The organism is Paraburkholderia sp. DD10, from assembly GCF_049177125.1.
Lineage (GTDB): Bacteria > Pseudomonadota > Gammaproteobacteria > Burkholderiales > Burkholderiaceae > Paraburkholderia > Paraburkholderia terricola.
In genome coordinates, this window is record NZ_CP185393.1 from 3,592,141 (window position 1) to 3,615,064 (window position 22,924).

Consider the following 22,924-nt stretch of genomic DNA (forward strand, 5'->3'; position numbering starts at 1 on the left):
CCCCGAAGGTCTATCGTCCTTCGGGGTTTTTTATTGCCTGCGTTGATCAAGTTCTTAAACTGGCAGGCGCAAGCAGAACGCCAGCGTCGACCCGTCGGAAATCTTGTCTACAGTGTTTGAGGCCGGAGCCTCAATCCGCGAAGCCGCGCGATCCCAGCCAGCTATCCTCGATACCCTCTTCCCCCCGACAATCGCAATCCGATATGGCAGTCATCGACATGCATTGACGCGCACATGGCCGCCAACTCGAATCCGGGCAACCACACATCCACGACGAGAAACACGCAATACGCAACACCGCAACCGCGGCAAATAGATTTTCCAACGCTACCCAACACCCGCCCCTAACGCATCAAAACCCCCTCTTCTCGGCCATTCGCCACCCCCCATCGTCTGCTACCCTACCGAAATCCCGGCCCGCGCCCCGCACGCCGCCAACCCCAACCTCCTCCGCGCGCAACCCCGCGCCAGCCTCGAACCACGAAAACCCATGGTGATGCGCCACCCGAACATTGTGATTGCGATCAGCATCGTGCTGGCCAGCGCGATACTCGCGCTCGCCGTGTGGGTGCTCGCGCAAATGCACGATGACGCGTTGCGGCGCGCGCAGGATTCCGTCTTCAACGTGTCGCTGCTGGTCGAGCGCGACGTGTCGCGCAATCTCGAGATTTACGACCTGTCGTTGCGCGCGGTGATGGAGGGGTTGAAACAGCCCGGCGTGCAGGACTTGCCGCCGGCCATGCGTCAACTATTGCTGTTCGACGGCTCCATCGGCGCGAAGGATATGGGCTCGATTTTCGTCCTCGACGAAGCCGGCGACATCAAGTTCGACTCGCAAGCCTCGCCGCCGCGCCGTATCAACCTCGCGGATCGCGAGTACTTCAAGGTGCAGCGGGATTCTCCCGACGTGGGCCTGTACGTCAGCCGTCCATTTTTGCCGAAGATCGCCGGCAAGGAAGTCAGCATCGCGTTGAGCCGGCGTATCTCCCGGCCGGACGGCAGCTTCGGCGGCGTGGTCGTCGGCACCATGCGCCTGAGTTATTTCCGCGGCCTGTTCGCCGATATGAATCTCGGCCCGGGCGGCTCGATGGCGTTGATGCTGAGCGACGGCACGATGCTGATGCGACGACCCTACGATCCAAAAATCATCGGCCGCAATCTGAAGGGCACCGCGAATTATTCGCGCTTTCTCCTGCAGCCGAGCGGCGATTTCTTCGGCACGGCGGCGATCGACGGTGTGGAGCGCTGGTACGCGTTCCGCCATATCGACATGTATCCGCTGATCCTCGACGTCGCGCTTTCCACGCGCGACATCTATGTGGAATGGCGGCGTCGCGCATGGATCATCGGCTCGCTGATCGGCGCGCTCGACCTGACGATCATCGCGCTTGCGATCCTGTTCTCGCAGCAGTTGCGGCAACGCCGCGCCGCCGAGGAAGAGTTGCGCGTGCTAGCGCGCACCGACGGACTCACCAGCCTGAACAACCGCCGCATCTTCGAGCAGGACCTGGACGAGGAATGGGGCCGCGCGCAACGCAATGCGTGGCCGTTGTCGATGTTGTTGATCGACGTCGACAGTTTCAAGGGCTTCAACGATCTGTATGGCCATTCCGCCGGCGACGCTGCGCTCATCGAGGTCGCGCGCTGCATCACGAACAACTTGCGGCGTCCCGGCGATACCGCGGCGCGCTACGGCGGCGAAGAATTCGCAGTGCTGCTGCCGGACACCGACGAAGCCGGCGCAATGAACCTTGCCGAGCAGATTCGCGCCGCGATTCAGGAGCGCGAGGTTCGCCACGTGGCGAGTTCGCACCATGTGCTGACGGTCAGCATCGGCATTGCCTGCACGAGCGGCCAGATATTCGCCACGGCTCGCGAGCTGATCAACGCAGCCGACGAGGCGCTCTACGAAGCCAAGGACGCGGGCCGCAATCGCACTGTCGTCTACGGCACGGCCGCGCAAGCGCCAGGCGGCGACACCGGCGTCCCAGGATACTTAACTCCAGAATTCTCGCCCCACATCTATCGTTAATTTCATCCGGGTAATATGTTGCTTTTGTATTTTACCCGGCTATAATTCGACAAATTCTTTTCTGGAGTTTGTCATGACCGTTTATCGCGCTACTTGCACTGCCTTCGAAGGCCACCGCCGCATCGCGTCCGGCGCCCTCTCCGACGTAGCGCTAGCGGTCAGGGCGGTGCTGGCGCGTGGCGAACAGGCGCCGGTGCTGATCTTCGACGACGCCACCAGCCACCCGGTCGAGTTCGATCTGCGCGGCACGCCCGAAGAGATCGTGGCGAGGCTCGCGGCCGAGCACCCGAGTGAGGAAGCCGAAGCTGCGCAAACCACCCCCGCCTCCGACGCGACGGCTGAGGACGCCCCGCGCGGGCGAGGTCGGCCCAAGCTGGGTGTGGTGGCAAGGGAGGTCACCTTGTTGCCGCGTCATTGGGACTGGCTGAACGGGCAGCCGGGCGGCGCTTCCGTGGCGTTGCGCAAACTGGTCGAGGCGGCGCGTGTCGCCGGCGAGCACAAGGATCGTCAGCGTGCGGCGCAAGAAGCGGTGTATCGCTTCATGACCGCGCTGGCCGGCAATCTGCCGGGTTACGAGGACGCCACGCGCGCGCTGTATGCGGACGATCGGCCGCGCTTCGAAGCGTTCGTCGCTGCCTGGCCGGAGGACGTGCGCAATCACACATTGCGTCTCGCGAGCCGCGCTTTCGTCGAGCAGACATGAACGGGCGCGGCTCGCAGCGAATGGGATGCGATGAAACGCACAGGCAAAAAAAAGCCGCTTACACCGGGGAGCGTGAGCGGAAAGTCGGAGAGTTACAACAACATCGCTTGCGCTTACTCATGGGGGTCAACGCAGCCAATAAAGTCTAAGCAGTACGTGCGTGCGTATATATAAGACAAATCCCAATCATGTCCGGATCTAGCCGTAAGAACGCGCAGACGTTCGGGGGCTACGCTATTAAGCCCGGTTGAACGTCCCATTTCGCTTATTCCCGTCATTTATCGCTTCAGCCCCTTGCCATCGCGGCCGTAAAGAGAAGGAGAGAAGGGCCCCAAACAGAAACTTAACCAGGATGGCGAAATGAAGTGGTTCGACCGCATGACCGTGTTCCGAAAGCTGCTGCTCGCATTTGCCGTCGTGATCGGCTTTTCGGTCGTAATCGGAGGAATGGCGTTGGCGGCGCTTTCGTCGCTGCATGAGATTTCCGACGCCATTGCCGATAAAAGCATGGATGGCCTGTATTGGCTCGAAGAGGCGAACCGTCACAAGATCGACGCCGATCTTGCCGCCGCGAATCTTGGCTATGCCACCGACGACGCCGGCCGCCAGAAGCTGAAGGACAGCATCGTCGCATCGCTCAAGGACATGCATGGCGCGTACGACCAGTATCGCCCGACCATCGCGAGCAGCAAGGGCCAGGAGCTGTTCGACGAAGTGCTGCGCAAGTCGGCGCTTTGGGAAGCTATCGTGCATCAGCAGATCGGTCTCGAACCGATTCCCGCCGGGGTCGACAACAACGAAGTCGTGCGCCGGGCGATTGCATCGAGCGAGGCGCTGCGCGATCGCATCGTCGCGCTGATCGACTTTCGCCGGCAGCAGGCGGACGACTTGCAGGCCCAGTCGGCCAGCAAGTACGAGCGCATGCATCTCGTGATGCTCGGGCTGGTGCTCGGCGCGATCGTGGCCGGCGCGCTGCTCGCGTCGACGATCGCGCGCCGCCTGTCGCGCCAGCTAGGCGGCGAGCCGTACTACGCGATGGAGATCGCCAACCGCATCGCGGACGGCGACTTGAGCGTGCGCGTCGACACCCGCGCGGGCGACACCGACAGCATGCTGTTCGCGCTGCGCAACATGCGTGAACGGCTGGCCGGCATCGTGTCGGGCATCAGCGTGTCGAGCGAATCGATCCTGATGGCTTCGGGCGAGATCGCGCAGGGCAACACCGACCTGTCGCAGCGCACCGAAGAGCAGGCCGCCGCGTTGCAGGAAACCGCGTCGAGCATGCAGGAACTGACGTCGACGGTAAAGACGAACGCCGAGAACGCGCAGCAGGCGGGCAGCGTGGCGCACGGCGCGTCGGAGGTGGCGGCGCGCGGCAGCAGTCTCGTCGGCGATGTCGTCGAAACGATGCGCGAGCTGGCGGCCGGCTCGAAGCGCATGACCGACATCATCGCCGTGATCGAAGGCATCGCGTTCCAGACCAACATTCTCGCGCTCAACGCTGCTGTCGAAGCCGCGCGCGCGGGCGAACAGGGACGCGGCTTTGCCGTGGTGGCGGGTGAAGTGCGCTCGCTCGCGCAGCGCAGCGCCGTGTCGGCCAAGGAGATCAAGGCGTTGATCGAAAGCTCGACGGCGCGCGTGGGCAGCGGCGCCCAACTGGCCGAGCGGGCCGGTCAGACGATGGCCGATGTCACGCTCGCGGTGAAACGCGTGACGGACATCATGGGCGAGATTTCGTCTGCGTCGCAGGAACAAAGCACGGGCATCGAGGAAGTCAATCGCGCTGTGGCGCAGATGGACGACGTGACCCAGCAGAACGCGGCGCTCGTCGAGCAGGCGGCGGCCGCGGCGTCGTCGATGGCGGACCAGGCGAGGCAATTGCAGGCGGCCGTCACGGTGTTCTCACTGGAACCGCGGCGCGGCTGATTTTTCGTCGCCGACTCTTCGCGCAGGCGGGCTGTTGCGTCGGCGTGATCGGGAGGCGAGGCGTTCGTCGCGGGTTCGAACCGGTCGATCAGCGCGGTTGTCGTCAGCTCATCGGCCTCGTATCGCGATCGGTTCAGCGCGCCTTTCGCCGCCCTTGCCAGGCCAGGTGGCACTCCGTACACTCGCGCGTAATTCCTGGGCGGCGCGTTTTCGGGCGCCGTCGCCATCACGCCGAACAGAGGAGAACCCCCGCCATGGCCGATTCCTATTTCCCGCGCTGGCGCGCGCAGTCCACCGCCGCCGAGGGCCTCATCGTCGGTATCGACGAACGGCTTGCGTGGCCGCAGATGTTCGCGATGGGCATTCAGCACGTCGTCGCGATGTTTGGTTCGACGGTGCTCGCGCCGCTCCTGATGGGCTTCGATCCGAATCTGTGCATCTTCATGTCGGGGATCGGCACGCTGCTGTTCTTCGTGGTGGTGGGCGGGCGCGTGCCGAGCTATCTCGGCTCGAGCTTCGCGTTCATCGGTCTCGTGATCGCCGTGACGGGGTACGGCGGGCAAGGCCCGAACATGAACATTCCGGTGGCGTTGGGCGGGATCATCGCGTGCGGCGTGGTGTACGCGATCATCGGGTTGATCGTGTCGGCGGTCGGCACCCGATGGATCGAGACGCTGATGCCGCCGGTGGTGACGGGCGCGATCGTCTGCGTGATCGGTTTGAATCTTGCGCCGATCGCGGTGCGCGGCGTGAGCGCCAGCAATTTCGATTCGTGGATGGCGCTCGTGACGGTGCTGTGTGTCGGCGCGGTCGCGGTGTTTGCGCGCGGCATGCTGCAGCGTTTGCTGATTCTGGTGGGGCTGCTGATGGCGTATGTGATTTACGCGATCGTCACGAACGGCCTCGGCATGGGTAAGCCGATCGATTTCTCGATCGTCGCGAACGCCGCGTGGTTCGGCATGCCGCACTTCACGGCGCCGGTGTTCGAGCCGCGGGCGATGACCTTGCTCGCGCCGATCGCGGTGATTCTCGTCGCGGAGAACCTCGGGCATATCAAGGCGGTGAGCGCGATGACCGGTCAGAACCTCGATGGCTATATGGGCCGCGCATTTTTCGGCGATGGTCTCGCGACGATAGTCTCCGGTTTTGCCGGCGGCACGGGCGTGACGACTTACGCCGAGAACATCGGCGTGATGGCCGTGACCAAGATCTATTCGACGCTGGTGTTCGTGATTGCTGCTGTGATTGCGCTGGTGCTGGGTTTTTCGCCGAAGTTCGGCGCGGTGATTCAGACCATTCCGGGACCGGTGCTGGGCGGCGTGTCGATCGTCGTATTCGGTTTGATTGCCGTGACCGGCGCGCGGATCTGGGTCGTCAATAAAGTGGACTTTGCCGACAATCGCAATCTGATCGTTGCCGCGGTGACGCTCGTGCTTGGGGCGGGGGATTTTTCGTTGAAGCTTGGTGGGTTCGGGCTGGGTGGGATTGGCACTGCCACGTTTGGGGCGATTATTCTTTATGCCTTGCTCAGGGGGGAGCCGGCGCGGGGGCCGGTGGGTTGAAGGTGGGGTTTGGCCTGCTCGGCGGTTTGGGTTGTGGGGTTGGTTTTTTGGGCTTGGTTTTTTGGCCTTTGCTTGATTTGTTAGTGGTCTATTAGCGTTGCCCCTGTGCGGGGCAATGCTCTCAACTTAAGCCCCGCTGCATCAAGCGAGTTTGTACGCGAGATGGAAGTGGGGCTTGGCTTTTCTGGGTGGTCTTGGATAGGAGCGTGAGGGCTGTATCCGGCATCGGGTCTGGTGGATCATTTCCAGCACACCGGCGAGGCCGTCCAGACAGCGCTGGATGCGCAGAAGACACGCGCCGAGGATGGGCTTGAGTGCGCCCAGTGCATACACCCGGTTAGGACGGCTGGCATGTCTGTCGTCGTGCGGCGCATCGAGATCGCTGAGCAGTGTGCACAGGTTGTCGGCGAGGATTTTTGCGCCGAAGTCCTGCTGTAACGCCAGGTAATCGAGGCCTGTGACGGCTTCCAGCCGCAGCCGGTGCTTGAGTCGTTTGAATGCTTCCTCGACCCGCCAGCGCTGGTGATAGAGCGCGCCGAACGATGCCGCCGGATAACGCCCGCCATCGAGCAGCGAGGTCATCAGCACACGCACGCGACCGCCCGGCGTGACGTCGCGGATCAGGCGCACAGTCGTGGGCGTACGCGCCAGTTCATAGGCGCGGGCATCCGGTTCGCTGGGCGCTTCCAGTGTCACCACATGCTCGGCTTTACCGCTGCGGGTAAAGGCGCTGACGCATTTCCAGTTACGCGCATCGACGCGCATGCAGAACGGGATTTCGCGCTGTGCGAGCGCCGCCACCATCGCGTTGCCGATATAGCCGCGATCGAGCAGCAGCAGGTCGGTATGCGGTTGCAGTACATCGAGGGCTTCGAACAGCATCTGCCGCTCGCCGCCGTCGGCGGGATGAAGTGCAGCGTGCAGGGTCAGTTCGGAACCCGGCAGGAACAGCGCAAACGCGTAGTGATCGGCGCGCAGTTCATGGCCGCGACGCGTGCCCACACGCAGGCGGCTACCGTCAGCGGCGACCAGCCTCAGGCCGTGCCAGCGCATCGAATCGATATGGGGTTGGGCCAGCGAGATCAGGCGGGCGCGGGCCAGCTCGAACAGTTCGGCAGACACTCCCCGTCGCGCCTTGCTGAAGGCCTGTGCGCTGACAGCGCGGGTGCGCCCGCCGCTGCTTCCCAGTGCGCCGAATAGCGCGTCAAGTTCGGCCTGCACACTGGCGCACATGCCGGACATCATCAGCGCGGCCATGCGCGGCAAGGTCAGTGTGCGATTGCGGGTAAAGGCAGTGGGAGAACGACGCACGCGATCGGCGAGCGCCGGATCGAGCAGGAAATCGGAGAACTCAGCCAGAAGCCGCGAGGACGCTGGTATTTGAGTTCATATCGTTGATTTATCAGTGAGTTATGCGATGAAGTTTACAGGGGCAATGCCTCGTTTACAAGCTCTTTGAGGCTTAAGTTGAGAGCATTGCTGTGCGGGGCGGCACCTACTTTCTTTGCCGCCGCAAAGAAAGTAGGCAAAGAAAGCGGCTCACACCGCCAGCTTTGAAGCGGGTCCCCTGGCTTGGAGGGCGCAGTGGCGCATCTGGAATCCGTGTTCTCGCGCATTCGGCGTTCGTGACAAGGCAGTCATACTTCCCGCCTCGCGCTGCGCGCTCGCCGGAAGCGGCGCGCACGGAAACCAGCGGTTTCATTGGGCGCGGTGGGGGCCATCGGCTTCGCCTCGGCGAGACGCCGAAAAGCCAGGTGCTGTTTCAGACGTGTCGCTGGTTGCACAGGACACCGGTTGTGGGTTGTGAGGCGGGTCGCCGGTCGCCGTGCTGAGCGTCCGGCCGCGCGCCGATGCGCCGGCAAATTGTCGGCAACTCGCCAGCATTCGATGCAGTGACGCCGGGCGCACGCAGCGCTATTGGTTTGGAGAACTGCGGCTGACGGCGGAAGCTGTCTGCGGCATCGAGAACTGCTGCCGACCGCAGAAGCGCCGTGCGACTTTATGAAGTACCGCGACGGCGCGCGCAGCGTCGCCGGAAGAATGACTGCTGTGTCACGAGCGCGGAGTGGGCGAGAACACGGATTCCAGATGCACCACGATCCCCTCCAAGCCAGGAGACCCGCTTCAAAGCTGGCGGTGTGAGCCGCTTTCTTTGCCTACTTTCTTTGCGGCGGCAAAGAAAGTAGGTGCCGCCCCGCACAGCAATGCTCTCAACTTAAGCCTCAAAGAGCTTGTAAACGAGGCATTGCCCCTGTAAACTTCATCGCATAACTCACTGATAAATCAACGATATGAACTCAAATACCAGCGTCCTCGCGGCTTCTGGCTGAGTTCTCCGATTTCCTGCTCGATCCGGCGCTCGCCGATCGCGTGCGTCGTTCTCCCACTGCCTTTACCCGCAATCGCACACTGACCTTGCCGCGCATGGCCGCGCTGATGATGTCCGGCATGTGCGCCAGTGTGCAGGCCGAACTTGACGCGCTATTCGGCGCACTGGGAAGCAGCGGCGGGCGCACCCGCGCTGTCAGCGCACAGGCCTTCAGCAAGGCGCGACGGGGAGTGTCTGCCGAACTGTTCGAGCTGGCCCGCGCCCGCCTGATCTCGCTGGCCCAACCCCATATCGATTCGATGCGCTGGCACGGCCTGAGGCTGGTCGCCGCTGACGGTAGCCGCCTGCGTGTGGGCACGCGTCGCGGCCATGAACTGCGCGCCGATCACTACGCGTTTGCGCTGTTCCTGCCGGGTTCCGAACTGACCCTGCACGCTGCACTTCATCCCGCCGACGGCGGCGAGCGGCAGATGCTGTTCGAAGCCCTCGATGTACTGCAACCGCATACCGACCTGCTGCTGCTCGATCGCGGCTATATCGGCAACGCGATGGTGGCGGCGCTCGCACAGCGCGAAATCCCGTTCTGCATGCGCGTCGATGCGCGTAACTGGAAATGCGTCAGCGCCTTTACCCGCAGCGGTAAAGCCGAGCATGTGGTGACACTGGAAGCGCCCAGCGAACCGGATGCCCGCGCCTATGAACTGGCGCGTACGCCCACGACTGTGCGCCTGATCCGCGACGTCACGCCGGGCGGTCGCGTGCGTGTGCTGATGACCTCGCTGCTCGATGGCGGGCGTTATCCGGCGGCATCGTTCGGCGCGCTCTATCACCAGCGCTGGCGGGTCGAGGAAGCATTCAAACGACTCAAGCACCGGCTGCGGCTGGAAGCCGTCACAGGCCTCGATTACCTGGCGTTACAGCAGGACTTCGGCGCAAAAATCCTTGCCGACAACCTGTGCACACTGCTCAGCGATCTCGATGCGCCGCACGACGACAGACATGCCAGCCGTCCTAACCGGGTGTATGCACTGGGCGCACTCAAGCCCATCCTCGGCGCGTGTCTTCTGCGCATCCAGCGCTGTCTGGACGGCCTCGCCGGTGTGCTGGAAATGATCCACCAGACCCGATGCCGGATACAGCCCTCACGCTCCTATCCAAGACCACCCAGAAAAGCCAAGCCCCACTTCCATCTCGCGTACAAACTCGCTTGATGCAGCGGGGCTTAAGTTGAGAGCATTGCCCCGCACAGGGGCAACGCTAATAGACCACTAAGCCAGCAAGGAAAGGCCAACAACCCAAGCCCAACAAACCAAGCCCACAACCACAACCCAAACCGCCGAGCAGGCCAAACCCTTACCGCCTCCGAACAGTCAAAGCCGTCTCCGACAAATCCACCTCCCGCATGAGCTTGTTCAAAGTTTCATCGTTAATCGCCTGAGAACCACGCAGCGCGAGCAGCGTCTTCCTCTCGGCCCGCATCGCCGCCAGCTTCATCCTGAACTCCAACGCATCGGCGCGGCGCGCCAACTCGCGCGGCTCCTGGTCCTCTCCGAGCGTGGCGAGCCGCCGTCGATAAAGGTCCATCACGCGCGCGGTCACATCAGCGGCATACGCCGACGCCGCTTCGTCCAGATTCGCGCACTCGCTGTCGTGCACATCGTCGACAGCGCGAATCGCCGCCTGCGCCGCCAGCTTGCGCGCGAAAACTTCCTCCGCCGCATGCGGATCCTTGCCGCGCCGCCAGCCGCGCAGCAACAACGGCAAGGCAACCACCGCGACCAGCAGCGACAGCAGAATCACGCCCGACGCGATGAAAATCGCGAGGTCGCGGCCCGGCAACGGCACGCCGCCAGGCAACACCTCCGGCAACGACAGCACGCCCGCCAGCGTCAGCGCGCCGCGCACGCCGGCCACCGTCGTCACCGCCACCGTGCGCAAGCCCGGCACCGCGTTCGCCACGCCGTGCTTCGCCGCGCCGCGGCTCGCGAACCAGCGCAGCAGCCACACCCACACGAAGCGCATCGCATACAGCGCGGCCCCGACCGCGGCGATGTAGCCGATCAGCAGCCACACCTGCGCATCGCCGGTCTCGTGCGCGTCGAGCAGAGCCCGGCCGAAAATGTGCGGAAACTGCAGCCCCAACAGAATGAACACCATGCCATTGAAGACGAACTCGATCATCGTCCACGTGCTGTTTGCACGGATGCGCGACGACACCGAGCCGGCGTTCACGATGCTCGTGTAATTCATCATCATGCCGGCCGCGACCGCGGCGAGAATGCCCGATAACTCCAAACGCTCGGCGATCAGATAAGCGGCGAACGGAATCAACAGCGTCATCACGACGATCGGCGCCGGATCGCCTTCTTCCGTGAGGTTCAGAAAGCGTGTCGACACAATGCTGAACAGCCAGCTCGCGGCCGCGCCCGTCGCGAGTCCGCCGGCGGCGATGATCACGAAGCTGATCGACGCGTCGCGCAGCGAGAACACGCCGGTCAATGCCGCGGCAATCGCGAACTTCAACGCGACGAGGCCCGACGCGTCGTTCATCAACGCCTCGCCTTCGAGGATATGCATGAGCCGTCCGGGAATCTTGCCCTTGCCGGCAATGCCGGAGAGCGCCACGGCATCGGTCGGCGACAGCACCGCGGCGAGCGCGAATGCCACCGGCAGCGGCATCGACGGCACCAGTTCATGGACAAAGTAGCCGACCGCGAGCACCGTCATGAAAACCAGCCCGAGCGCGAGCATCAGGATCGCGCGGCGCGCCATGAAGAATTCGCGCTTGGGAATGCGCCATCCGTCCGCGAACAGCAGCGGCGGAATGAACAGCATCATGAAGATTTCCGGATCGAACGTGACGTGCAGTCCAAGCCGCGGCCACGCGAGCATGGCGCCGATCGCGATCTGCACGAGCGGCAGCGGCAACGTGACCGGCAAGAGGCGCGTGACGACGCCTGACGCGGCAACCGCAAGCAAAAGAATCAATACGGTGAAGACAATTTCCATCGGTCTGTTCTGAGCCTATAACGTGTTTATTCGCGATGTCGACGGCCTCGCCGCGTCATGCCGCGCAGGGCGGAAGGCCGAAGTTTAGCCCGAGGACGCGCGACGCCCATGCGACCCCGGCGCGGCTTCGAGCGAGTGAGCCGCCGCGAACGAGGCAGGCGAGCGCGCGAACCGGGCGGCGCACCTAAAGAGTGCCTGCCGCGCCCACGCGCGGCGCATTGGCCCTTTTGCCGGTGCAATCTTTCATGCGAATTACTTACCAAGGTGCGTTAGCGCGCGCATGGAGCTTGCTTAACCCATATCGACAACGCACATTTTGAGAGAGACGGCGCCGAGGTTGCTCGCTTCCGCGTTCGGACCGGCCCGGCTTTCGCGTGAGAGGATCGCATGACGATTGCGCAGCAGGAAAGGACGGCCAGTGCGCCGCATGGTTTCGACGTCGAGGTGACGTCGGGACTCGAACGTTTTTCGGTGCAGCATGGCGAGCTGACGCTCACCAGCGTGTTTCAACCGATTTTCAGCCTCTCGCATATGCGGGCGGTCGGCTACGAGGGACTGCTGCGCGCGCACGACGCGCTCGACCGTCCCGTGTCGCCGCTCGATGTATTCGGCGAGGCCGCGCGGGTCGGCGACGTCCTTCAACTGGACCGGCTCTCGCAGACGCTGCATCTGGAAAACTTCAAGGTGCTCGGCGCCGAGCGCGAATGGCTGTTCCTCAACGTGCATCCCGGCGCGCTCACCGATCCGTACCACGCCGCCGCATTGCTGGCCAATCTGCGGCGGCTCGATCTGCCGCCGCGGCGCATCGTGCTCGAAGTGCTCGAACAGCGCGCGGAAGATCTCGAACGTCTCGCCGACGCCGTGCGCCAGTTCCGCGACCGCGGCTTCCTGATCGCGCTCGACGATTTCGGCGCGGGACATTCGAACGTCGAGCGGATCTGGCAACTGAACCCGGACATCGTGAAGCTCGACCGCATCATGCTCTCGCACGCCGCGCATCGCGCCGACATGGCGACGATCTTGCCGGGACTCGTCGCGCTGCTGCACGAAGCGGGCAAGCTCGTGCTGATCGAAGGCGTCGAAACCGAGCACGAAGCGCAGATGGCGCTCGCCTGCAACGCCGACTTCGTGCAGGGTTTCTTTTTCGGCCGCCCGAGCCCCGCCGCGGCGGACGCCCTCCAGGCGACGACTTGCATCAGCGACCTCACCGAGCGCTATCGCGAACAGGCCGAAGCGCGCGAGCGCCACAATGCGAGCCGCCTCGCACCGTATCTGCGCGCCTTCGAGCGCGCGGCCGAGCGGCTTGCCGCCGGCGAGCCGCTAGAGGAGGTCTGCTGGAATTTTCTCGCGCTCGATCACGCCGCGCGCTGTTTCCTGCTCGATTCGAAAGGCCGGCAGGCGGGCCGCAATGTCGTGCTGCGCGCCGATCGCGCGGCGCATGAAACGCGCTTTCTGCCGCTCGCCGACGCGCAAGGGGCGAACTGGCTGCGTCGTCCATATTTCCGCGCGGCGATCAATGCGCCGGAACGCGTGCATGTGACGCGTCCGTATCTGTCGATCAACGAGGCGTTGCCGTGCGTGACGCTTTCGGTGGCGACGCGCGTCGGCGCGCAAACCTGCGTGCTGTGCGGCGACATCGACTGGGTGGACGAAGAGCGGTTCTGAGATGATGTCGTTTTCCACGACGCGCTTTCATCCTCATGTCCGTTCTGCTCGAAGTCATTGCCACCACGGTGGCCGATGCGCGCCTCGCCGCGCAAGCCGGCGCCGACCGTCTCGAACTCGTCACCGCGATGGGCGAGGGCGGCCTGACGCCGAGCGTCGGCTTGATCGAAGCGGTGGTGAGCGCGGTTGATATTCCTGTGAATGTGATCGTGCGGCCGCACAGCCGCTCGTTCGTCTACGACGCCGACGACTCCGCGGTCATGCTGCGCGACGTGGGCGCGGCAAAAGCGGCGCGCGCCAACGGCGTGGTGATCGGCATGCTGACCCAGGCAGGGCAGATCGACCGCGACACACTCGCCCGCGCGATCGACGCGGCCGACGGCCTTGCGATCACCTTCCACCGCGCATTCGACGAAGCGCGCGATCTGCAAGAAGCGCTCGACGTGCTGCTCGAATTCGAAGCGGTGACGAACGTGCTGACGTCGGGCGGAAAAGCCTCGGTGCTCGACGCGCAAGCAACGCTAGGCGACCTGGTCAGGCAAGCGTCCGGCTCGCATTGCACGGTGCTGGCCGGCGCGGGCTTGACGGTCGACGCGGTTGCCGGCTTCGTCCGCGCGACGCAAGTGCAAGCGGTGCATTTCGGCTCGGGCGTGCGCGTCGGCGGCAAGGGGCTCGCGCCGGTCGATGCCGCCAGGGTTGCGCAAGTGAGAGCGCTGCTGAACGCGGCATAGCGCGGCATAGCGCGTGCAAAGCGCGATAAAAAATGCCGCTTCGGAGCCGAACCCCGAAGCGGCATTTGCAACACGCACATGCCCACGCACACGAGCCTTACTTCGCGACCACCACCGGAATGCCGCGCAACTGCCCGGCGCCTTTCACCTCTTCCAGCGACTTCTTCACGCACGCGCCCGTTGCTGCTTCGATCTGCAAGCGCGCGGCGAGATCGCGTTCGCCACGCTTCACGCCCGCCAGATTCGCCAGCTTCACGTGACCATAACCGCGCACGCGGGCATGCAGGTCGGCCAGCTTCGCGACGTCTTCCAGGTTGTTCGCGTTGAGCTTTGCAAACGCGCGTTGCAGCGTGGTTTCGTAATCGTCGGCGAGTTCGCGCTCCATCTTGCGTTCGAGCGTGCGGCCGAACGGATCGAGCATCGTGCCGCGCAGGCCGCGCCATTTCGCCAGCATGCCGAGCACCGGCCACATCCATTGACCGAAGGTTTTTTTGGCCGGGTTGATGCCGGGCTGCGGATGCGTCAGCGTCGGCGGCGCGAGATTGAACCTGATGCCGAAGTCCTTGCCCGCCACGCCTTCGAATTGCGCTTCGAGCGCCTCGCGGAATGCGGCGTCCGTATGCAGGCGCGCCACTTCGTATTCATCCTTCACGGCGAGCAGACGGTAGAACGTGGTCGCCACCGCGCGCGTGAGGCGCTCGCTCCGTGCGTCCACCGCGGTCTCGGCGCGACGTGCAGCATCCACCAGCGCGCGATAACGCTTCACATAGCGCTCGCCGCCATACGTTTGCAGACGCCCCTCGCGATGCGCGATCACTTCATCGAGCGTATCGACGCGCACCGTTTGCTTCGCGACATGCCGCGCTTCCCACAATGCTTCGAGCGCGGCGGGGTCTTCGGCGGCGAGCCGGCCGATCGAGAACGCCAACTGATTCATCTGCACGGCGACGTTGTTCAACTCGATCGCGCGCATCATCGCGGCGAACGATACCGGCACGAGACCGAGCTGCCACGCATAGCCGAGCATCAGAATGTTGGCGCCGATGGTGTCGCCGAGAAAGCGCGTGGCAAGCGCTTGCGCGTCGCACGTGGACATGCGTTCCGCACCCGCCGCGTGACGCATCTTGTCGATCAGCGCATCCGCATGCAGCGTCGCGTCGGGGTTCTGCACGAAGCTCGCATTCGGAATCGCATGCGTATTCACGACGATGCGCGTGCGGCCATGACGCACCGTTTGCAGCGCATCGGCGCTCGCGCCCACCACCATGTCGCAGGCGAGCAGCACGTCGGCCTGTTGCGTGTCGATCCGCACCTGGTTGAGCCACTCGTCGCGCGCGGCGAAGCGCACGAACGACAGCACCGAGCCGCCCTTTTGCGCGAAGCCCATGAAGTCGAGCACCGACGCGCTCTTGCCTTCCAGATGCGCCGCCATGCTGATCAACGCGCCGACCGTCACGACGCCGGTCCCGCCGACGCCCGTCACCAGAATGTCGTAGGGCGCGGCGTCGAGATGCGTCGCGGGAACGCGCAACGCAGCGACGCGCGCCGCCAGCGCTTGCGGATCGAACGCCACGCCCGCGGCTTTCTTCAGCTTGCCGCCTTCCACGGTGACGAAGCTCGGGCAGAAGCCGTTCACGCAGGAATAATCCTTGTTGCACGACGATTGGTCGATGCGCCGCTTGCGTCCCAATGCCGTTTCAACGGGTTCCACCGACAGGCAATTCGATTGCACGCCGCAATCGCCGCAGCCTTCGCAGACTTCCTCGTTGATGAACAGACGCTTGTCGGGATCGGGGAATTCGCCTTTCTTCCTTCTGCGCCGTTTTTCCGCCGCGCAGGTCTGGTCGTAGATCAGCACTGTGACGCCGTCGGTGTCGCGCAACTGGCGCTGCACGGCGTCCATTTCGCTGCGATGGTGAAACGTCGTGCCCTTCGGAAACAGATCGTGATGGCCGTCGTATTTCTCCGGCTCGTCGCTCACCACGACGAAGCGCGACACGCCTTCGGCTTCCACCTGGCGCGCGATCTGCGGCACCGAGATGCTGCCGTCGACCGGCTGCCCGCCCGTCATCGCAACCGCATCGTTATAGAGAATCTTGTACGTGATGGTGGCTTTCGCGGCCACCGCCTGGCGGATCGCGAGAATGCCCGAATGAAAGTACGTGCCGTCGCCGAGATTCTGGAACACGTGACGCGTTTTCGTGAACATCGAATGCGACGCCCAGTCGACGCCTTCACCGCCCATCTGGATCAGCCCCGTCGTGTCGCGCTCCATCCACGAAGCCATGAAGTGACAGCCGATGCCCGCTTGCGCGATCGATCCTTCCGGCACTTTCGTCGATGTGTTGTGCGGGCAGCCCGAACAGAAATACGGCGTGCGCTTCACGCTGTCCGCGGCGTTCGAGAGAATGTGCGGCGCGACCAGATCGACCACGCGCTCGCGCCGGTCGAGCGCGGGCTTGTGTTCGGCGAGCCAGTTCGCGAACACCGGCAAGATACGCGAAGGCCGCAATTCACCGAGCGACGACAGCAGCATCGTGCCGTCCTCGGCATGCTTGCCGATCACGATCGGCCGCGTGCCTTGCGTGCGGTTGTACAGATAGTCCTTGATCTGCTGTTCGATGACCGGGCCCTTCTCCTCGATCACCAGCACTTCGGACAAACCGGCAACGAACGCGTCGATGCGCGTCATCTCCAGCGGAAACGACAAGCCGACCTTGTAGATCCGCACGCCGGCGGCGTCCAGATCGGCGACCGTCAGATCGAGCCGGCGCAGCGTCTCCATCAAGTCAAGATGCGCCTTGCCGCAAGTGACGATGCCCACGTTCGCGTGCGGGCTCGGCGCGATCCATTTGTCGATGCTGTTGGCGCGCGCGAAGTGGCGCACCGCATCGAGCTTCGCGTGCATGCGCGATTCGATCGTGAGGCTCGGCAGATCGGGCCAGCGGTTATGCAGGCCGCCGGCTGGCGCCTGGAAATCGTGCGGCGGCGTCCATTCGGTATGCAGCGCGTCGAGGTCGACGGTCGAGCCCGATTCGACCGTCTCGGAGATCGCCTTGTAGCCGACCCACGCGCCCGAGAATCGCGACAACGCCCAGCCGTACAAGCCGAATTCGAGCATGTCGGCGATGTTGGACGGATTCACGATCGGCATATGCCAGGCCATCATCGCGAAGTCGCTCTGATGCGGCATCGACGACGACACGCAGCCGTGGTCGTCGCCCGCCACCACCAGCACGCCGCCATGCGGCGACGAGCCGTATGCGTTGCCGTGCTTGAGCGCGTCGCCGGCGCGATCCACGCCGGGGCTCTTGCCGTACCACATCGCGAACACGCCTTCGACGGTGCGCTCCGGGTCGGCCTCCACGCGCTGCGTGCCGAGCACGGCGGTGCCGCCGAGTTCCTCGTTGATCGCCGGCAGGAAGCGAATATCGCTCGCCGCGAGCAGTTTGTTCGCTTTCCACAACTGCTGATCGACCATGCCGAGCGGCGAGCCGCGATAGCCGCTGATGAAACCGGCGGTGTTCATGCCGCGCGAACGATCGAGCGCGCGCTGCATCAACGCGAGGCGCACCAGCGCCTGGGTGCCGGTCAGGAAAATGCGGCCGCGCGTCGCGGTGAGGTTATCGGACAGCTTGTAATCGGCGAGAGCGGGCGTGCCATCGATGGGCAGGCGAGCGGTCATGGGTGAGTCTCCATTATCTGCATCCGCGCGCCGTGGGTGGGGACCACATGGGCGACGCGGCGAAAGAGACTCTATTTTTCAGCGCCGATTAGAGTAGATTTTTTCTAGTTCGAACGGCTGACGGCGAATGAGCGAGAAGAGTCGCGCATTTTGCCGACGTTTCGAGAGGGATTTGCCAGGCGGGCGGAGGCTTCGGGTATGCCCTGGTGTTCCCGCGCGACGCCCAAGGCGGCGTATTCAGTTCCCGGCGACCGTATCCGGCTGCGCGGTCGCGGCGGCCCGCGCCGTGACGTCGAGCGGTGCCGCGTCGAGCGGCACGATCTCGTCGAAATGCGAGTAGTCGATGTGACTCACGCCATCCACCTCGCTCATGACGTCCACGAAGCGATGCTGCCAGTAGATCTCGTCGAACGTCCACACGTAGCGCGCCTGCATGGTTTGCGCAGTGGATTCGTCGACCCCTTCGAGCGTCAGCAGCAGCGAGGTGTCGCGATTCTTGAGCGTTTCGGCGGTTTCGCCGAACAGCGGACTGCTTTCGTCGATGACGTGCATGAGGCTCCAACCCAGCTTGAATACGGGATGCTGGTCCCGCACGAGCGTCAGGTCGTGGAGCTTGCGCAGCGTATAACCCTCGGCGGTGGTTTCCCTGCGCAGAATGCGCAGCTTCGCGCGCGCTTCGGCGATGACGTTCTGACGCGCGTTGGCCGTGCGCACCATCAGCGTCATGCGGCCATCGAGCGGCCGCACGACCGCATAACGGGCGAACATGATCTTGGCGTGCGGACGCGAAAAGCGCGCGAAGATCAGGCCCGTCGCCAACGCGATGCTCGACATGCCGATGAAGATTTCGAGCGTGGCGATCCAGTGCGCGTAGGTGGTTCGCGGATGCATGTCGCCGTATCCGACGGTCGCGAGCGTTTCGACGCTGAAGAAAAACGCGCCGCCGAAGCCCGGCGGAAACTGATTGGCGATCGCCTCGTCACCGAGCATGTAGAGCGCGGCGAACGCGGTGTTGAGCACCAGGAACAGCACCGCGAGCGAGACGAAGAACATCGGCCAGCGCACCACGAGCGCGCGGTGATAGAGGTCCTGCCAGAGCGGCGTGGGCATGCCGTGCGCGATCACCACGCGATCGTCGAGGCGCATCTCGCGGCCGCCGGGCGTGCGGCGCCGCCGCGCACGCACGCCAGCGTCGCCGAGGCCGGTGCCGGAAAATCGGTCTGAGGGTTCGCTAGCCATTGCGTGCTCGTGGAGATGAAAACGCGCAAAGCGTAGCACGGCGCCTTGCGCGCGTTCGCGCTACGGAAATGTTCGCGGCTTGGGTATGCCGGCGCCGTGCTCGATATCGTTGACGGCTTGCTGATGCGCGGCGGCGACCGCTTCGGCTTCGTCGGCGTAACCGTCGTCGCCGCCGACGGTCGCCCACGTTTTGACCGCTTTCTCGCGATGCCGGATTTCGTATTCCGCGTCCCAGCGCGCGCCGTTGAGTTCGAGTGGGCGGACGTGAATGGAGTACACGCCGTAGAGGAAGAGCTGTTCAGCCATGATCGCCTCCAGCCGGTTGTTCGGGTGGCGCAGCGCGCGACGCAACGCGGCGCCGGTTTGACTACCTAGAGTTCGATTTCCCCGAGAATACGGTGAGCGAGCGCCTTGGCTTCCTCGAGCGCTTCCTCCGGCGTCGACGAAGTCGCTTCCACTTCGTAGACCGTCGTCTCCTGATCGTTGGCTCCGCCGCCTTCGTCGCGCGTGAGGGTGACGAGGCCCTGGTACGAGTCGGTCTGTAACTCTCTTACCGAGGCGGTAGCCGTGTAGATGCCTTTGGTGTAGGTGATGTCGTCCATGGCGTCGCTCCTTCTTCCAAAGGTTTCGGTTTTTTCATGCTAGCACGATGATCGAGCTTCGGTTTTCGCGGCGCGGCGCTCCGTCGTCATGACAATGCGCGCCGCGCAAGACAGCGGAATTACAGCAGCGCGACGACTTCATCCAGCGACGGCGCGTGCGCGCCGGCGTGCCGGCAAGCCGCCGCGCCAGCGGCCAGCGCGAACGCCAGATGCTCCGGCCAGGCCCGCTGCGGCGCGGTCATCAAGCTGAACAGCAAGCCGCCGATGGAAGCGTCTCCCGCCCCCACGGTGTCGACCACCTCGACGCGCGGCGGCCGTGCTTCCGTCAGCATCGCGCCGTCGATCAGCATGGCCGTTTCCGGTCCGCGCGTCACCAGCACGGCGGCGGACGGATTCATGGCTTGCAGTTGCGCGAGCGCGGCGGCCTCGTCGTCGGTCTTGAAGAGCAGGCGCAAATCCTCGTCCGAGACCTTGATCAGATCGGCGAGCGCGGCCATCTTGCGCAGCGTGGGCGCATACCCATGCTCCATCAGATTCCGGTAATTCGGATCGAAGCTGATCTTCACGCCGCGCGAGCGCAGTTCGGCCGCCAACCCGGCCAGCGTATCGCCGAGCGGCTGCCGCACGAGGCTGATGCAGCCGAAGTGCGCCCACTTCACCTGCTCGATCCAGCCGGCCGGCAAGCGCGCCGGGTCGAACGCCAGGTCCGCGCCGTTTTCGCCCATGAAAAAATACGCGGGCGGATGCGTCTGATGAACGATCGCCAGCAAGGGCGGGCGCTCCACGCGCTGCATGAAGCGCATGTCGAGCCCGGCGGCGACGCTCGCGTTCCACAGTTCGTCCGAGAAATTGTCGACGCCGAGCGACCCGGCGCACGCGGTCGGCAAACCGAGCCGCGCGACGCAGCGCGCCACGTTCCAGCCGGCGCCGCCGGGACGCGACAGCCATTGCGAGGGGCCAGTGCGCACGAGATCGGTGAGGATGTCGCCGGCCGAGACGAAGAGAGGGAGTGCGCTATTCGCGCTGAGGTCGTTCATTTCGTCTGCTCCGCGGATTCCTTCGCAGCGGCCGTGCTGTCGGGCAGTGCGTGCGCCAGCACCTCGTAGCACGCGCCCATCGTGTGATAGTCGGTCTTGCCGGCGGGACTCTTTTCGTCGCTGTACTTGCGGTTGTCGCAGGTGAGGATGCGATACCACGCGCCATGCTTGTGATCGACGAAGTGCGCCCAGCTATAGCGCCAGATCTCGTCGTACCAGTCCCAGAAGCGTTCGTTGCCGGTGCGCTTGCCGAGCAGCGCGGCGGTGGCGAAGGTCTCGGCCTGGACCCAGAAGTATTTGTCGTGGTCGCACACGGTGCCGTCCGGGCCGAAGCCGTAATAGAGGCCGCCGTGGTCTTCGTCCCATGCGTGCGTCATCGCGGCGTCGAACAGTTCGATCGCGCGCGGCAGCAGCCACGGCAACGGACGGTAGCGCTCCAGAATCAGCAGCAGCTTCGCCCATTCGGTTTGATGTCCCGGCTGAAAGCCCCACGGGCGGAAGATGTTCGAGCTGTCTTCCTCGTTGTAATGCCAGTCCACCGACCAGTCCGCGTGAAAGTGCTCCCACACGAGCCCCTGCGAGAGCTTCGCCTGGCGCAGCGTGATATTCGACGCGACCCGTTCCGCGCGATCCAGATAGACGAGGTGGCCGGTTGCTTCATGCGCGGCGAGCAGCGCCTCGGTGGTGTGCATGTTCGCGTTCTGCCCGCGGTACGAACTCACGCGCCATTCGGGCGATGCCTCGTCGGCGTAGAGACCGGCGGCGGGGTCCCAGAAGCGGTGTTCCATCAGTTCGAAGGTCGCGCCGATCATCGGCCTCGCTTCCTCGACGCCCGCCATCGCCGCATGCGAATAGGCGAGCAGCACGAACGCGAGACCGTAGCAGTGGCGCGTGGCGTCGAGCGTGCGCTTCTTGCCGTCCCGCCATTCGAGCTCCCAGTCGTAGCCCTCGTGGTGCGGGTCCCAATGCACTTCGCGCAGGAAGCGCAAGCCGTGGCGCACGTACTCGAGATGCCGCGGGTCGCCGAACTGGCGATACGCCATCGCGTAGTTGAAGACGTAGCGGCAACTGCTCACCAGATGCCGCGTGGTTTTGTCGTAGACGGAACCGTCGTCGCGGAAAAAATGAAAGAAGCCGCCGCTCGGATCGAGCACGTTCGGCGCGTAAAAGCGCAGCGTGTCCTGCACATGCGCGAGCAGGAAATCGCGGCTGCGGAAACTGTCGACGGGCGGCACGGCAGCGGCCGCGCCGTTTGCGGGTTGATGCGGATCGGATTGCGTCATGGCTTTTCCATCAAAGTACTGGCACGGGCAATGAGATGAACGGGCAAGCGGATTTCCAGTTCGGCAGGCGCGTCTTCGAGCAGCAACTCCACGCCGCGCCGGCCGAGCGCTTCCTTGTCGACCGAAATGGTGGACAGCGGCGGCGTGGCGTGGGCGGCGGCGGGAATGTCGTCGAAGCCGATGATGGCGATGTCCTCGGGCACGCGCAGGCCGCGCGCGAGGCACGCGCGCAGCGCGGCGAGCGCGGCGGCGTCGTTGTAGGCGAACACGGCGTCGGGCCATGGGCCGGGCGCGTCGAGCAACTGATGCATCGCGCGCGCGGCGCCGCTGTCGGGGTCGAGGCCGGCGTCGATGGTCACTTCAAGCGACGGGTCGAACAGCAGCCCCGCTTCGAAAAACGCGCGCCGGTAACCGAGCGCGCGCTGGGCGATGCTGAAGTGCGCGAGCGAGCCGCCGATGAACGCGATGCGCTTGCGCCCCTGCCCGAACAGATGCCGCATGGCGAGCATGGCGCCCGCGGCGTTGTCGAGGTTCACCGAGCGCAGGCCGGGCGCCCACAGGTCGATCAGCACGAGCGGACGGCGCATCGCCACCAGCGTGCTCAACGTTTCGGGTTCGACGAAACCGGCGATCGCCACCGCGTCCGGCGCGTGCAGGCGCATCTGCTGGATCACGTCCTCGGTGGGACCGGCGGTCAGCACCGACGGGACGATGCCGCGTTCGCGGCACGCGTCTTCCACGCCGTGCAGCACGTGCGAAAAAAACGGGCTGACGGCGAAATTATTGTGCTGACGATGCAACAGGAAGGTGAGACGGCGAATGCGCGGACGCAATTGGGCGGCGTCGTAACCGAGCTGCCGCGCCGCTTCGACCACGCGCACGCGCGTGGCTTCGGAGAGGCCGGGCTGGTTCTTCAGTGCACGGGAGACGGTGCCGATCGACACGCTCGCCGCGCGGGCGACGTCGCGGATGGTTGTGGCCATCGAATGACACGGCCGAGCAGGGCCGCACGGTGTTTGAATTCGGGCGATTGTATAGTAAAACCCGCCGGAAACACCTTTGGAAACCGGCGATCCACACCCGGAAATACCCGTAGATGTTGAGGTTGGCCCGGAATTTGT

General features: G+C 64.4%; 16 protein-coding genes. 7 read left to right on the forward strand and 9 right to left on the reverse strand.

Features of this window, described 5'->3' with window-relative positions; translation table 11 throughout:
• Positions 1–490: 490 nt before the first annotated feature.
• The 4 genes from ACOCG7_RS31650 (at position 491) to ACOCG7_RS31665 (ending at position 6,223) form a co-directional block, all read left to right on the forward strand.
• On the forward strand, positions 491–2,032 hold the full coding sequence (locus ACOCG7_RS31650; protein ID WP_073432938.1) for a sensor domain-containing diguanylate cyclase: 1,542 nt from the start codon (positions 491–493) through the stop codon (positions 2,030–2,032).
• 73 nt (positions 2,033–2,105) lie between these two features.
• Entirely contained in the window at positions 2,106–2,735 is a 630-nt protein-coding gene (locus ACOCG7_RS31655) for a DUF2239 family protein (protein WP_073432939.1), read from the forward strand.
• 360 nt (positions 2,736–3,095) lie between these two features.
• Complete coding sequence (locus ACOCG7_RS31660; RefSeq protein ID WP_073432940.1) at positions 3,096–4,661, forward strand: methyl-accepting chemotaxis protein; 1,566 nt, start codon at positions 3,096–3,098, stop codon at positions 4,659–4,661.
• A gap of 254 nt (positions 4,662–4,915) precedes the next feature.
• Positions 4,916–6,223 (forward strand): solute carrier family 23 protein, encoded by a 1,308-nt coding sequence (locus ACOCG7_RS31665; RefSeq protein WP_073432941.1) that lies wholly within the window; start codon positions 4,916–4,918, stop codon positions 6,221–6,223.
• A gap of 141 nt (positions 6,224–6,364) precedes the next feature.
• Here ACOCG7_RS31665 and ACOCG7_RS31670 read toward each other — a convergent pair whose 3' ends face one another.
• Positions 6,365–7,603 carry an IS4 family transposase gene (locus tag ACOCG7_RS31670; RefSeq protein ID WP_342346033.1) on the reverse strand — a complete coding sequence of 413 codons (1,239 nt, stop codon included), beginning with the start codon at positions 7,601–7,603 and terminating at the stop codon, positions 6,365–6,367.
• 963 nt (positions 7,604–8,566) lie between these two features.
• Here ACOCG7_RS31670 and ACOCG7_RS31675 point away from each other — a divergent pair.
• Positions 8,567–9,763: an IS4 family transposase gene (locus ACOCG7_RS31675; protein WP_114161999.1), complete on the forward strand. Its 1,197-nt coding sequence runs from the start codon at positions 8,567–8,569 to the stop codon at positions 9,761–9,763.
• Positions 9,764–9,905: 142 nt separating this feature from the next.
• Here the strand turns inward: ACOCG7_RS31675 and ACOCG7_RS31680 are convergent, their stop codons facing one another.
• Positions 9,906–11,561: a Na+/H+ antiporter gene (locus tag ACOCG7_RS31680; RefSeq protein WP_073432235.1), complete on the reverse strand. Its 1,656-nt coding sequence runs from the start codon at positions 11,559–11,561 to the stop codon at positions 9,906–9,908.
• A gap of 387 nt (positions 11,562–11,948) precedes the next feature.
• Between ACOCG7_RS31680 and ACOCG7_RS31685 the strand changes: the two genes are divergently transcribed.
• Complete coding sequence (locus tag ACOCG7_RS31685) at positions 11,949–13,226, forward strand: sensor domain-containing phosphodiesterase (protein WP_073432234.1); 1,278 nt, start codon at positions 11,949–11,951, stop codon at positions 13,224–13,226.
• A gap of 35 nt (positions 13,227–13,261) precedes the next feature.
• On the forward strand, positions 13,262–13,957 hold the full coding sequence (locus tag ACOCG7_RS31690) for a copper homeostasis protein CutC (protein WP_073432233.1): 696 nt from the start codon (positions 13,262–13,264) through the stop codon (positions 13,955–13,957).
• Positions 13,958–14,054: 97 nt separating this feature from the next.
• Here ACOCG7_RS31690 and ACOCG7_RS31695 read toward each other — a convergent pair whose 3' ends face one another.
• The 7 genes from ACOCG7_RS31695 to ACOCG7_RS31725 form a co-directional block, all read right to left on the reverse strand.
• Positions 14,055–17,642: an indolepyruvate ferredoxin oxidoreductase family protein gene (locus tag ACOCG7_RS31695; protein ID WP_421378714.1), complete on the reverse strand. Its 3,588-nt coding sequence runs from the start codon at positions 17,640–17,642 to the stop codon at positions 14,055–14,057.
• Between the two features lie 237 nt (positions 17,643–17,879).
• The gene (locus ACOCG7_RS31700; protein ID WP_114161764.1) at positions 17,880–18,881 is read right to left on the reverse strand and encodes an ion channel; all 1,002 of its coding nucleotides are present in this window, start codon (positions 18,879–18,881) and stop codon (positions 17,880–17,882) included.
• Positions 18,882–18,941: 60 nt separating this feature from the next.
• Entirely contained in the window at positions 18,942–19,187 is a 246-nt protein-coding gene (locus ACOCG7_RS31705) for a hypothetical protein (RefSeq protein ID WP_083085059.1), read from the reverse strand.
• Positions 19,188–19,252: 65 nt separating this feature from the next.
• Positions 19,253–19,483 carry a hypothetical protein gene (locus ACOCG7_RS31710; RefSeq protein ID WP_073432230.1) on the reverse strand — a complete coding sequence of 77 codons (231 nt, stop codon included), beginning with the start codon at positions 19,481–19,483 and terminating at the stop codon, positions 19,253–19,255.
• A gap of 119 nt (positions 19,484–19,602) precedes the next feature.
• Complete coding sequence (locus ACOCG7_RS31715; RefSeq protein WP_114161765.1) at positions 19,603–20,520, reverse strand: carbohydrate kinase family protein; 918 nt, start codon at positions 20,518–20,520, stop codon at positions 19,603–19,605.
• A complete protein-coding gene (locus tag ACOCG7_RS31720; RefSeq protein ID WP_114161766.1) occupies positions 20,517–21,803 on the reverse strand; it encodes an AGE family epimerase/isomerase in 1,287 nt (428 codons plus the stop codon). Before ACOCG7_RS31720 ends, ACOCG7_RS31715 begins: the two co-directional genes overlap by 4 nt.
• On the reverse strand, positions 21,800–22,786 hold the full coding sequence (locus tag ACOCG7_RS31725; protein WP_114161767.1) for a LacI family DNA-binding transcriptional regulator: 987 nt from the start codon (positions 22,784–22,786) through the stop codon (positions 21,800–21,802). Before ACOCG7_RS31725 ends, ACOCG7_RS31720 begins: the two co-directional genes overlap by 4 nt.
• Positions 22,787–22,924 lie beyond the last annotated feature (138 nt).